Annotated in this window: 9 protein-coding genes; 8 read left to right on the forward strand and 1 reads right to left on the reverse strand. The window is 71.6% G+C overall.

The features are described 5' to 3' along the window. The first annotated feature begins 283 nt into the window (after positions 1 to 283). From IE273_RS05320 to IE273_RS05340, 5 genes are all read left to right on the forward strand, one after another. Entirely contained in the window at positions 284 to 682 is a 399-nt protein-coding gene (locus tag IE273_RS05320; protein WP_189813966.1) for a hypothetical protein, read from the forward strand. A gap of 86 nt (positions 683 to 768) precedes the next feature. Continuing rightward, positions 769 to 1,122, forward strand: coding sequence for a J domain-containing protein (locus tag IE273_RS05325; RefSeq protein ID WP_229887088.1), 354 nt, complete (start codon positions 769 to 771; stop codon positions 1,120 to 1,122). A 35-nt stretch (positions 1,123 to 1,157) separates the two neighbouring features. Next, complete coding sequence (gene dnaK / locus IE273_RS05330) at positions 1,158 to 3,041, forward strand: molecular chaperone DnaK (RefSeq protein WP_189813967.1); 1,884 nt, start codon at positions 1,158 to 1,160, stop codon at positions 3,039 to 3,041. Between the two features lie 2 nt (positions 3,042 to 3,043). Further along, positions 3,044 to 3,493 (forward strand): nucleotide exchange factor GrpE, encoded by a 450-nt coding sequence (gene grpE, locus IE273_RS05335; RefSeq protein WP_189813968.1) that lies wholly within the window; start codon positions 3,044 to 3,046, stop codon positions 3,491 to 3,493. 909 nt (positions 3,494 to 4,402) lie between these two features. Further along, positions 4,403 to 7,150 (forward strand): SpoIIE family protein phosphatase, encoded by a 2,748-nt coding sequence (locus tag IE273_RS05340; protein ID WP_229887089.1) that lies wholly within the window; start codon positions 4,403 to 4,405, stop codon positions 7,148 to 7,150. Positions 7,151 to 7,309: 159 nt separating this feature from the next. On the opposite strand, the gene acnA is transcribed toward IE273_RS05340, so the two are convergent. Beyond that, a complete protein-coding gene (gene acnA, locus IE273_RS05345; RefSeq protein WP_189813969.1) occupies positions 7,310 to 10,027 on the reverse strand; it encodes an aconitate hydratase AcnA in 2,718 nt (905 codons plus the stop codon). 445 nt (positions 10,028 to 10,472) lie between these two features. Between acnA and IE273_RS05350 the strand changes: the two genes are divergently transcribed. The 3 genes from IE273_RS05350 to IE273_RS05360 all read left to right on the forward strand — a co-directional run bounded on the left by IE273_RS05350 (position 10,473) and on the right by IE273_RS05360 (position 12,879). After that, positions 10,473 to 12,002 carry a helix-turn-helix domain-containing protein gene (locus tag IE273_RS05350; protein WP_189813970.1) on the forward strand — a complete coding sequence of 510 codons (1,530 nt, stop codon included), beginning with the start codon at positions 10,473 to 10,475 and terminating at the stop codon, positions 12,000 to 12,002. Positions 12,003 to 12,170: 168 nt separating this feature from the next. Further along, a complete protein-coding gene (locus tag IE273_RS05355; protein ID WP_189813971.1) occupies positions 12,171 to 12,443 on the forward strand; it encodes a hypothetical protein in 273 nt (90 codons plus the stop codon). A gap of 52 nt (positions 12,444 to 12,495) precedes the next feature. Then, a complete protein-coding gene (locus tag IE273_RS05360) occupies positions 12,496 to 12,879 on the forward strand; it encodes an effector-associated constant component EACC1 (RefSeq protein ID WP_189813972.1) in 384 nt (127 codons plus the stop codon). Positions 12,880 to 12,883 lie beyond the last annotated feature (4 nt).

Genomic DNA, 12,883 nt, shown 5'->3' on the forward strand with positions numbered 1-12,883 from the left:
CCGGGGCGCCGAGGCCGGCCCGCTCCGGACACCCGCGGCGATGAGCCCGCGGTGCGGGAGCCGGCCCGCGTCCGAGCCGCGGGGGCCGGCAGTCCCTCTCTCCCTCCCGCCGGGCCCACGTCCGAGCCGCCGGGGTCGGCAGTCCCTCTCTCCCTCCCGCTGGCCCACGTACGAGCCACCGGGGCCGGCGGCCCCTCTCCCCCCCTCCCGCCTCGGTCGGCGGCCCGGAGCGGGGAACCCGACGGGGAGGGAAGTACGGGAGTTCCGCTCTCGGGAGGTCTCCGTGGCACGGCTGCTGATCGACGGCGACGACCTGGTGGTGCGGCTGTCCTGGGGCGAGCGGCTCCGGGTGCGCCGCCGGGAGGTCCGGCTGCCGGGCGCGGTGATCAAGGACGCGTGGTCCGAGCCCGACTGGTGGCGCGCGCTGCGGGGAGTGCCGGAACACGGCCGACGACGGCCCGCCCGCCCCCTGGGCGAATGGAGGCATCCGCGCGGACGGGACTTCGTCGCGCTGCGGAGTGGGTACCCGGCCGTTGTCGTCGAGCTGTGGCCCACCCCCTCCACCGCACACCTCTCACGGGTCGCGGTCTCGGTGCCGCCCGAGGAGGCAGGCGAGCTGCTCGGAAACCTGCGGCGACACAGGGTGCCGGAGCGGCCGGCCCCGGCGTCCGGCCACCCTTGACACAAGTCCACTCAAGTTTTATCCCGATTGATAGGCAATTCGGTTCGAACGCGCGGCTCGTGGTGGGTGAGGAGGTGACCCGCACGGTGGAGCCTGACCTGTACGCGGTGCTCGGTGTGGCGCCGTCCGCCACGGCCGGGGCGATCACCTCCGCCTTCCGCCGCAGGGCGTGGGAACTGCGGCCGGACACCCGGGTGGACGCGGTCACCGCGGCCCGGTTCGACGAGGTGCGTACGGCGTACGAGACGCTCCGGGACCCGGTGCGGCGCGCGGTCTACGACCGGGCCTGCGAGCGGTCGTCCCGGCACCGCGCCCCGTCCGGCGCCGCCGCGGCGAGCCCGCTGTCCCGCCTCCGGTACCTCTTCGTGCCGGGCGGTGCGGCTCCCGAGCCGCCGCTGCGCGCGGGACCGGTGCACTGGGAACCCGGTGAGCGGCCGTAGGGCACTCGGGCCGACGAGGAAGAGGGAGCACGCAGATGGCGCGTCCGGTCGGAATCGATCTCGGTACGACGAACTCGGTGGTCTCCGTCCTGGAGGGCGGCGAGCCCACCGTCATCACCAACACGGAGGGCGCACGGACCACGCCGTCGGTCGTCGCGTTCGCCAAGAACGGCGAGGTACTGGTCGGCGAGGTCGCCAAGCGGCAGGCCGTGACGAACGTGGAGCGCACCGCGCGCTCGGTCAAGCGGCATATGGGGGACCACTCGTGGCGGTTCCCCGACCAGGGGGACATCGACGGCAAGCGGTACACCGCGCAGGAGATCTCCGCGCGCGTGTTGCAGAAGCTGAAGCGGGACGCGGAGGCGTACCTCGGCGAGGACGTCACCGACGCGGTGATCACCGTGCCCGCGTACTTCGACGACGCCCAGCGGCAGGCCACCAAGGAGGCCGGTGAGATCGCGGGCCTGAACGTCCTGCGGATCATCAACGAGCCGACGGCGGCGGCACTGGCGTACGGGCTGGACAAGGGCAACGAGCAGACCGTCCTCGTCTTCGACCTGGGCGGCGGCACCTTCGACGTGTCGCTGCTGGAGATGGGCGAGGGCGTCATCGAGGTGAAGGCCACCAACGGCGACACGCGTCTCGGCGGCGACGACTGGGACCAGCGGGTCGTGGACCACCTGGTCACGCAGTTCAGGAACAACTACGGCGTCGATCTGGCCAAGGACAAGATGGCCGTGCAGCGGCTGCGGGAGGCGGCGGAGCGGGCGAAGATCGAGCTGTCGTCGTCCAGCGAGACCTCGATCAACCTGCCGTACATCACCGCGTCCGCCGAGGGCCCGCTGCACCTGGACGAGAAGCTGACGCGCGCGCAGTTCCAGCAGCTCACCGCGGATCTGCTGGAGCGCTGCAAGGCACCGTTCCACAACGCGATCAAGGATGCCGGGATCAAGGTGTCCGACATCGACCACGTGGTCCTGGTGGGCGGTTCGACGCGGATGCCGGCCGTCACCGAGCTGGTGAAGGAGCTGACCGGCAAGGAGCCGCACAAGGGCGTGAACCCGGACGAGGTGGTGGCCGTCGGCGCCAGCCTCCAGGCCGGTGTGCTCAAGGGCGAGGTCAAGGACGTCCTGCTGCTCGACGTCACCCCGCTGTCCCTCGGCATCGAGACCAAGGGCGGCATCATGACCAAGCTCATCGAGCGGAACACGACGATCCCGACCCGGCGTGCGGAGATCTTCACGACGGCCGAGGACAACCAGCCCTCGGTGACCGTGCAGGTCTACCAGGGCGAGCGGGAGATCGCCGCGTACAACAAGAAGCTCGGCATGTTCGAGCTGACCGGCATCGCGCCCGCTCCGCGCGGGGTGCCGCAGGTCGAGGTGGCGTTCGACATCGACGCCAACGGCATCATGCACGTCTCGGCGAAGGACCTCGGCACCGGCAAGGAGCAGAAGATGACGGTGACCGGTGGTTCGGCGCTGCCCCGCGACGACATCGACCGGATGGTCCGGGAGGCGGAGCAGCACGCGGAGGAGGACCGCACCCGGCGGGAGGCCGCGGAGACCCGGAACCAGGCCGAGCAGCTCGTCTACTCCACCGAGAAGCTGATCAGGGAGAACGGCGACAAGATCCCGGCCGACGCGAAGTCCGAGACCCAGACGGCGCTGGCCGAGCTGAAGGAGAAGCTGAAGTCGCAGGACACGGCGGCGATCCGGCAGGCCCTGGACCATGCCGCGCAGGCCGCGCAGAAGATCGGTACGGCCCTGTACGAGCGGTCGCGGAGCGAGCAGGCCGGGCAGAGCGGGCAGGCAGGCCAGGCCGGCCAGGCCGGTGCCGGTGGTTCGGCGGGCTCCGGCGGGGACGACGAGGTGGTGGACGCCGAGATCGTCGACGATGACAAGCCGGAGGCGGGCTGACGATGGACGGGGCGCGGACGCGGAGCTCGGACGAGGTGGAGCGCCTGCTGCGCGAGCGCACCGCCGATCTCCAGCGGGTGAAGGCGGAGTACGACAACTACCGCAAGCGGGTGCGGCGGGACCGCATGGCCGTGCGGGAGATCGCCGTCACCAACGTGCTGACGGCGCTCCTGCCGGTGGTGGACGCCGTGGACCGGGCGTGCGCGCACGAGCCGCTGACCCCCGGCCTGAAGGACATCGCCGACACGCTGCGGACCCAGCTGGGCTCGCTGGGGCTACAGGCGTTCGGGGAGGAGGGCGAGCCGTTCGACCCGGCGTGCCACGAGGCGATCGTGCACCGTACGACGCCGGGCGCGCGGCGGCTGGTCTGCGCGGAGATCCTCCGCCCCGGCTACCGCCTCGGCGACCGCCTCCTACGCCCCGCCCACGTCACGGTGACCGGGCCACCGTGACGCCGTTGGGCGGGCGGGGGGCGAACCAGGCAACGGCGACCGGGGCCGCGGTGACCCCGAGGCGGGGCGAGGGTACCGGACCGGGTGACGGCGACCGGGCCGCGGTGACCCCGAGATGGGGAGGAGGGTACCGAGCCGGGTGACGGCGACCGGGCCGCCGGTGACCCGGGGATGGGGGCGGCCCGCACGCGGGGGCGGCCGGGCCGCGGTGACCGCGTTGGGCGGGGGCGGGTACCGAACGGTTGACGGTGACCGGACCGCCGCGACTCCGAGGGCGGGGGCCGCCCGAGCGCGGGGGCGTGCAGGCGGGGCGGGCGGTTCGGAGGTGGGGCGGGCGGTTCGGAGGTGGGGCGGGGCGGTGCCCGAGGCGGGACGGGAGTCGGAGGCGGAGTGGTGATCCGGAAGCGGGTGGGCGACCCGGCTGACGGGTGACAGCGGGCCCGCCGTGTCCACCCGGGGCGACCCCCGCTCGGCCGGCGGGACACTGCGCCGCCGCGTTCTGCGAGTGCGGACCCGGTCCGGCCAGTGACCGTGGTGCCACCGTGACCGCCAGCCCGCGAGACCGGCCCGGCTGACGGACCACCCCAGACCCGCCTCATCCGCCGCCCACGCCCCCGGCACGGCCGACGGCACACGGGGCGACCGTAGCCACCCGAGGACGAACCCGCCGTAGCCCGCCCGGCCGACGGGACGCTGAACGCCACATGCCGCCCGCGCCGACCCGTCCGGCCAGTGACCGTGGTGCCACCGTGGCCGCCAGCCCACGAGACCGGCCCGGCTCACGGACCACCCCAGACCCGCCTCATCCGCCGCCCCGGCCCCGGCACGGCCGCCGCCGGGCCGGAAACCCGTGTCCATCTCGTGGACGGACCATAGCCACCCGGCGGAACGCGGTGCTACAAATGCCGCATGTCGGACGCATCAGTCCGATTCAGGCGCTTCTCGTGGCGCACTGTGATCGGCAAGAGCCCCCGCAGCGTCGCCGGACAGGTCTTCCTGCTCCAGGTGGCGCTGGTGATGCTGCTCGTGCTCTGCGCCGTCGTCGCCCTCGTGCTCCAGTCGAAACGGGACACCGACACGGAGGCAAGGCGTCGGTCCATAGCCGTCGCGCAGACCTTCGCCCACGCCCCGGGCCTGCTGCGCTCCCTGAAGGGCCCCGACCCGTCCCATGTCCTCCAGCCGCTGACCGAGGCGGGACGCAGATCGGCCGGGGTGGACTTCATCGTCGTCATGGACACCCACGGCAACCGCTACACCCACCCCATACCCAGCCGGATCGGCGGGCGGTTCGTCGGCACCATAGGGCCGTCGCTGGCCGGGAAGGTCTACACCGAGAGCGTCCAGGGCCCGCTGGGCCACGAGGTCCAGGCCACCGTGCCCGTGGACGACACCCACGGCAAGGTGGTCGCCCTCGTCTCCGCCGGACTGAAGGTCAAGCACGTCACCGGCGAGCTGCACCGGCAGCTGCCGATCATCCTCGCCGCCGGGGGCGGCGCGCTCGTGGTGTCGACCGGCGGCACGGCCCTGGTCGGCCGCAGGCTGCGGCGGCAGACCCGCGGCCTGGGCCCGGACGAGATGACCCGCATGTACGAGCACCACGACGCGGTCCTGCACTCGGTGCGCGAGGGCGTCCTCATCATCGGTGCCGACGGCCGGCTGCTGCTCGCCAACGACGAGGCCCGGCGCCTGCTGGAACTGCCCTCCGACGCCGAGGGCCGCACGGTGCGGGAGCTGCCGGAACTCGACCCGGCGACGGTGGAGCTGCTCGCCTCCGGGCGCGAGGCCAGCGACGAGGTGCACTTCGCCAAGGGGCGTCTGCTGGCGGTCAACCAGCGGCCCACGCAGTACGCGGGCGGCCCCCGGGGCACCGTCGTGACGCTCCGCGACTCCACCGAGCTCCAGGCGGTGTCCGGCCGGGCCGAGGCCGCCCGCGAGCGGCTGGAGCTGCTGTACGACGCGGGGCTGTGCATCGGCAGCACCCTGGACGTGGTCCGCACGGCCGACGAACTGGCGCGGGTCGCCGTCCCCCGGTTCGCCGACTTCGTCACCGTCGACCTGGCCGACGCCGTCCTGCACGGCGAGGAACCGGCGCCGACGGCGCACGACATCCGCCGCGTCGCCGTGAGCGGCATCCAGGACGACCACCCCCTCTACGAGCTGGGCCGGCTGATCGACTTCCTGCCCTCCACCCCGCAGGCGCGCGGCTACGGCGCCGGACGCTCCGAGCTGGTGACCGACCTGACCAGGGCCGAGGGCTGGAGGGCGCAGGACCCCGAGCGGAGCCGGCAGATCCTGGACTACGGCATCCATTCGCTCATCGCCGCTCCCATCCGGGCGCGCGGTGTCGTCCTGGGCATGGCCACCTTCTGGCGGTCCAAGCGGGAGCCCTTCGACGCGGAGGAGCTGACCTTGGCGGAGGAGCTGGTGGCCCGGGCCGCGGTCAGCATCGACAACGCCCGCCGGTACACCCGCGAGCACGCCCTCGCGGTCACCCTCCAGCGCAGTCTGCTGCCCCGGGCCCTGCCCGAGCAGAGCGCCCTCGACGTCGGCTACCGCTATCTGCCGGCGCAGTCCGGGGTGAGCGGGGACTGGTTCGACGTGATCCCGCTGTCGGGCAGCCGCGTGGCGCTGGCCGTCGGTGACGTGGTGGGGCACGGTCTGCACGCCGCCGCGACGATGGGCCGGCTGCGGACGGCGGTGCACAACTTCTCGACGCTCGACCTGCCGCCCGACGAGCTGCTCCAGCACGTGGACGACCTGGTCGGCCGCCTCGACCAGGACGAGCCCTGCCCGGAGAAGTCCGGCGAGATCGTCGGCGCCACCTGCCTGTACGCGATCTACGACCCGGTGACGCGCCGCTGTGTGATGGCCCGGGCCGGACATCTCGCGCCCGCGCTGGTCCGTCCCGACGGCAGTGTCACCTACCCCGATGTGCCGGCCGGGCCCCCGCTGGGCCTGGGCGGTCTGCCGTTCCAGACGGCCGAGCTGGAGCTGCCCGAGGGCAGCCAGCTCGTCCTGTACACCGACGGTCTGATCGAGGACCGCAGGCGCGACCTGGACGAGGGCATGGAGCTGCTGCGCCGGGCGCTGGCGGGTCACCCCGGCCGGTCGCCGGAGGAGAGCTGCCAGGCGGTGCTGGAGCGCCTGCTGCCCGAGCGTCCCGGTGACGACGTCGCCCTGCTCGTCGCGCGCACCCGGGCCCTGCCGGCCGACCGGGTCGCCGACTGGGACGTGCCGCGCGACCCGGCCGCCGTGTCGGCGATGCGCGGGGCGGTCTCGGCCAAGCTGGCCGAGTGGGGTCTGTCCGAGCTGGACTTCGGGACGGAGCTGGTGCTGAGCGAGCTGATCACCAACGCCATCCGGTACGGCTCCGACCCGATCCATGTGCGGCTCATCCATGACCGCACGCTGATCTGCGAGGTGGCCGACGGCAGCAGCACCTCACCGCATCTGCGGTACGCGGCGACGACCGACGAGGGCGGCCGGGGTCTGTTCCTGGTCTCCCAGCTGGCCGAGCGCTGGGGCACCCGCTACACGCCCCAGGGCAAGGTCATCTGGGCGGAGCTGACGGCTCCGGACCTCACGCGGCTGATCGGGGACTTCACGGACCTGGAGGATCTCGGGGATCTCGGGGACCTCGGGGATCTCGGGGGCTGACGGTTCAGCCCGAGCCCTGCCCCTCGACGATGCCCGCACGGGCGCGGGAGGCGCCCCGGCCGGCGCGCCGGTACGGCCACGGGGACGGCCACGGGTACGGCGAAGGGCCGTACCCCCGGTGCCGGGGATACGGCCCTGAACGGCCGGGGCCGTTACCGCTTACTTGCGGATCAGGCTGCGCAGCACGTACTGCATGATGCCGCCGTTGCGGTAGTAGTCGGCCTCACCGGGGGTGTCGATGCGGACGACCGCGTCGAACTCGACACCGGTGTCGGTGGTGACCTTGACCGTGCGCGGCGTACGGCCCTCGTTCAGCTCGGTGACGCCGGAGAACGAGAAGGTCTCCTCACCGGTCAGGCCGAGGGACTGGGCCGAGGCGCCCTCCGGGAACTGGAGCGGGAGCACGCCCATGCCGATGAGGTTGGAGCGGTGGATGCGCTCGTAGGACTCGGCGATGACGGCCTTGACGCCGAGCAGCGCGGTGCCCTTGGCCGCCCAGTCGCGGGACGAGCCGGAGCCGTACTCCTTGCCGGCCAGGACGACCAGCGGGATGCCGGCGGCCTGGTAGTTCTGCGAGGCGTCGTAGATGAAGGAGACCGGGGCGCCGTCCTGCGTGAAGTCGCGGGTGTAGCCGCCCTCGGTGCCCGGCGCGATCTGGTTGCGCAGGCGGATGTTGGCGAACGTACCGCGGATCATGACCTCGTGGTTGCCGCGGCGGGAGCCGTAGCTGTTGAAGTCGCGGCGCTCGACGCCGTGCTCCGTGAGGTACTTGCCGGCCGGGGTGTCGGCCTTGATGGCACCGGCCGGGGAGATGTGGTCGGTGGTGACCGAGTCGCCCAGCTTGGCGAGGACGCGGGCGCCGGAGATGTCCTCGACCGGGGCCGGCTCCATGCCCATGCCCTCGAAGTACGGGGGCTTGCGGACGTAGGTGGACTGCGGGTCCCACTCGAAGGTGTTGCCCGTGGGGACCGGCAGCGACTGCCACTGGGCGTCGCCGGCGAAGACGTCCGCGTAGGACTTGGCGAACATGTCCTCGCCGATGGCGTTGGCGACGACGTCGTTGACCTCGGCCTCGGTCGGCCAGATGTCCTTCAGGTAGACCGGGTTGCCGTCCTGGTCGGTGCCGAGGGCGTCCCGGGTGATGTCCACCTTCATGGAGCCCGCGATGGCGTACGCGACGACCAGCGGCGGGGACGCCAGGTAGTTCATCTTGACGTCGGGGTTGATGCGGCCCTCGAAGTTCCGGTTGCCGGAGAGGACCGAGGTGACCGCGAGGTCGTGGTCGTTGACGGCCTTGGAGACCTCCTCCGGCAGCGGGCCGGAGTTGCCGATGCAGGTGGTGCAGCCGTAGCCGACGAGGTTGAAGCCCAGCTTGTCCAGGTACGGCGTGAGGCCGGCCTTCTCGAAGTAGTCGGTGACGACCTTCGAACCCGGGGCGAGGGTGGACTTGACCCACGGCTTGCGGGTGAGGCCCTTCTCGACCGCCTTCTTGGCGACCAGGGCGGCGCCGATCATGACGTACGGGTTGGAGGTGTTGGTGCAGGAGGTGATGGCCGCGACCGTCACCGCACCGTGGTCCAGCTCGTAGGTGGTGCCGTCGGGGGCGGTCACCGGGACCGGGTTGCTCGGCGCGCCGTTCGGGGCGACGGCCGGGGCGTCGGAGGCCGGGAAGGACTCCTGGCCCGCCTCGTCCACGCTGTCCACGTAGTTGCGGACGTCCTGCTTGAACTGCTCGGCGGCGTTCGCGAGGACGATGCGGTCCTGCGGGCGCTTCGGGCCGGCGATGGACGGGACGACGGTGGAGAGGTCCAGCTCCAGCTTCTCGGAGAAGTCGGGCTCGGCGGCCGGGTCCAGCCAGAGGCCCTGCTCCTTGGCGTAGGCCTCCACCAGGGCGACCTGCTGGGCGGAGCGGCCGGTCAGGCGCAGGTAGTTCAGGGTCTCGTCGTCGATCGGGAAGATCGCGGCGGTGGAGCCGAACTCCGGCGACATGTTGCCGATGGTGGCGCGGTTGGCGAGCGAGGTGGCGGCGACGCCCTCGCCGTAGAACTCGACGAACTTGCCGACGACGCCGTGCTTGCGCAGCATCTCGGTGATGGTGAGCACGAGGTCGGTGGCGGTGGTGCCGGGCTGGAGCTCACCGGTGAGCTTGAAGCCGACGACGCGCGGGATCAGCATGGAGACCGGCTGGCCGAGCATGGCGGCCTCGGCCTCGATGCCGCCGACGCCCCAGCCGAGGACGCCGAGGCCGTTGACCATGGTGGTGTGCGAGTCGGTGCCGACCAGGGTGTCCGGGTAGGCCTTGCCGTCGCGGACCATCACGACACGGGCCAGGTGCTCGATGTTCACCTGGTGGACGATGCCGGTGCCCGGCGGGACGACCTTGAACTCGTCGAAGGCGGTCTGGCCCCAGCGCAGGAACTGGTAGCGCTCCTTGTTGCGGCCGTACTCCAGCTCGACGTTCTGCTTGAAGGCGTCGTTCGTGCCGAACTTGTCGGCGATGACGGAGTGGTCGATGACCAGCTCGGCCGGCGCCAGCGGGTTGATCTTGGCCGGGTCGCCGCCCAGCTCCTTCACGGCCTCACGCATCGTGGCGAGGTCCACGACACAGGGCACGCCGGTGAAGTCCTGCATGATCACGCGGGCCGGCGTGAACTGGATCTCCTGGGAGGGCTGGGCCTGGGAGTCCCAGGTGCCGAGGGCGCGGATGTGGTCGGCGGTGATGTTCGCGCCGTCCTCCGTGCGGAGCAGGTTCTCCAGCAGGACCTTGAGGCTGTACGGAAGGCGGGCCGAGCCCTCCACCTTGTCCAGCCGGAAGATCTCGTACGACTCGTCGCCCACCTGCAGCGTGCTGCGGGCGTCGAAGCTGTTCGCCGACACGACAGTCTCCTTCATTGATGTGCGCGTACCACCGTCAATCGTGCCGCCACGCCGACTTGGCCGAACCAGTAAGGTCAGGCTAAGTTAGGCATGCCTTACCGGAGTGGCGGCTACGGTGCGCCTCGGCAGATATCTCGATGTCGAGATAACTCTAGTACATGGGCGCGGCCCGGTCATGCCCGACCCGACCCCGGGGCGCCGCTACGTCACCCGCCGCAGCACGGTCGCGGCCGCTCCCGGCCGGCGAGTCCCCGTCGACCGAGGCGCACACCCGCCGCGCATGGCTCACGCCGAACCCACATCCGGGCGACATCGATGGATTTGTCACGATCTTTACGGGTACACAGCATGCGTTCGGCCCACCGGTCCTGACAGCCCGTCACCGGTGTCACCCGAATGGACCCCCTGACGGGCGTCATCTCATATCTGAGATAGCCTCAACCTCATGTCAGACGACTACCTCGTACGCATCGGCAAGCTCATCCGTGACGCCCGGCAACACCGGGGCTGGACACAGACGCAGCTCGCGGAGGCGCTCGGAACCAGCCAGAGCGCCGTCAACCGCATCGAGCGCGGCAACCAGAACATCAGCCTTGAGATGATCGCCCGAATCGGTGAAGCCCTGGACAGCGAGATCGTGTCGCTGGGCTACGCGGGTCCGATGCATCTGCGCGTGGTCGGCGGTCGCCGTCTGTCCGGCGCCATCGACGTCAAGACCAGCAAGAACGCGTGCGTGGCGCTGCTGTGCGCCTCGCTGCTGAACAAGGGGCGCACGGTGCTGCGCCGGGTGGCCCGGATCGAGGAGGTGTACCGCCTGCTGGAGGTGCTCAACTCCATCGGCGTGCGCACCCGCTGGATCAACGACGGCGTCGACCTCGAACTCGTCCCGCCCGCCGAGCTGGAGATGGACGCGATCGACGCGGAGGCCGCCGTCCGCACCCGCTCGATCATCATGTTCCTGGGCCCGCTGCTGCACCGCATGGACGGCTTCAAGCTGCCGTACGCCGGCGGCTGCGACCTGGGTACGCGGACCATCGAGCCGCACATGATCGCGCTGCGCCGGTTCGGCCTGGACATCGCGGCCACCGAGGGCCAGTACCACGCCCGGGTGGACCGCTCCGTCCGTCCCGCCCGGCCGATCGTGCTGACCGAGCGCGGCGACACCGTGACCGAGAACGCGCTGCTGGCCGCCGCCCGGCACGACGGCGTCACGGTCATCCGCAACGCCTCCTCCAACTACATGGTCCAGGACCTGTGCTTCTTCCTGGAGGCGCTGGGCGTCAAGGTGGAGGGCATCGGCACCACCACGCTCACCGTGCACGGTGTGCCGAACATCGACGTGGACGTCGACTACTCCCCCTCCGAGGACCCGGTCGAGGCGATGAGCCTGCTGGCCGCCGCCGTGGTCACCGAGTCGGAGCTGACGGTGCGCCGGGTGCCCATCGAGTTCCTGGAGATCGAGCTGGCGGTCCTGGAGGAGATGGGCCTCGACCACGACCGGTCGCCGGAGTACTCCGCGGACAACGGCCGCACCCGCCTGGTCGACCTCACGGTCCGCCCCTCCAAGCTGGAGGCGCCGATCGACAAGATCCACCCGATGCCGTTCCCCGGCCTGAACATCGACAACGTCCCGTTCTTCGCGGCCATCGCCGCGTCGGCGCAGGGTAAGACCCTCATCCACGACTGGGTGTACGACAACCGGGCGATCTACCTGACCGACCTCAACCGCCTCGGCGGACGGCTCCAGCTGCTGGACCCGCACCGGGTGCTCGTCGAGGGCCCGACCCGCTGGCGCGCCGCCGAGATGATGTGCCCGCCGGCCCTGCGCCCCGCGGTGGTCGTACTGCTGGCGATGATGGCGGCCGAGGGCACGTCGGTGCTGCGCAACGTGTACGTCATCAACCGCGGCTACGAGGACCTGGCCGAGCGCCTGAACTCGGTCGGGGCGCAGATCGAGATCTTCCGGGACATCTGAAATCCTTCAGGAAAGACGCCGTCACACCCCTTCTGAGCTGCGCGAACGCAGGGAAAGAGGGGGCGTGGCGGCGCCTCCGGGACTTTGCTCAGGTGTTACAGCGACCCTCCGCGTGCGCGCCGTATCCGGTCACGCCAGGACCGCATCGACACCGGCACCGTGAGCCACATGAACAGCCCGATCTCCACCCCACAGGTGCACGTCCCCGGCGCCGGGGCCGAAACCGTCCGCCCCCGCCACGAGTTCGCGATGGCCTTCACCTCCTCCCCGCCGGCGACGCGGTGGACGGTCGCCCCGCGCGAGGGCGCGCCGGGCACGACGGTCTGGGCGGAACTCGACCTCGCGTCAGACGCGCGGGACTCGGCCATGGGCCACCAGGTTCACGCCAACGGCCTTGCAGGCCAGGCGCATTGGCCCGTCGCTGTCAGTGGCGGGCGCTAGTGTCGTTCGCCCGGCAAGGAGCGGCTGAACCCACGGGGAGCACGAGAACGCCATGCACGACAACCACACCGGATACCAGATCTCCGTCGTCGACGAGGACCCGCTGCGCGCCCGCAAGGACGCACGCGAACTGCTCGCCGCGCTCGCCGAGGCGGATTCCACCGCCAGGCTGGACCTGCCCGCGCCCGGAAGCCTGGCGGGATCCTTCGACAAGGGCGGCCCGTCCACCGAGACCGTCGGGCTGCTGCTGAACGCCGGGTCGTTCGTCGCCGCCCTCGTGCAGGTGTGGCTGGCGCGGATCCCGCAGCGCACCATCGTGGTCAAGCGGCCCGACGGGGCGGTCCTGCACATCACCGGCAAGGAGGCCCGCGAGGACGACACGCTGATCGAGCGGTTCCTCGCGGACGACGGCGGCGACGGCACGACGGCGGGCTGAGCGC

Source organism: Streptomyces olivaceoviridis (assembly GCF_014650115.1).
In the GTDB taxonomy this organism is placed as follows: Bacteria; Actinomycetota; Actinomycetes; order Streptomycetales; family Streptomycetaceae; genus Streptomyces; species Streptomyces olivaceoviridis.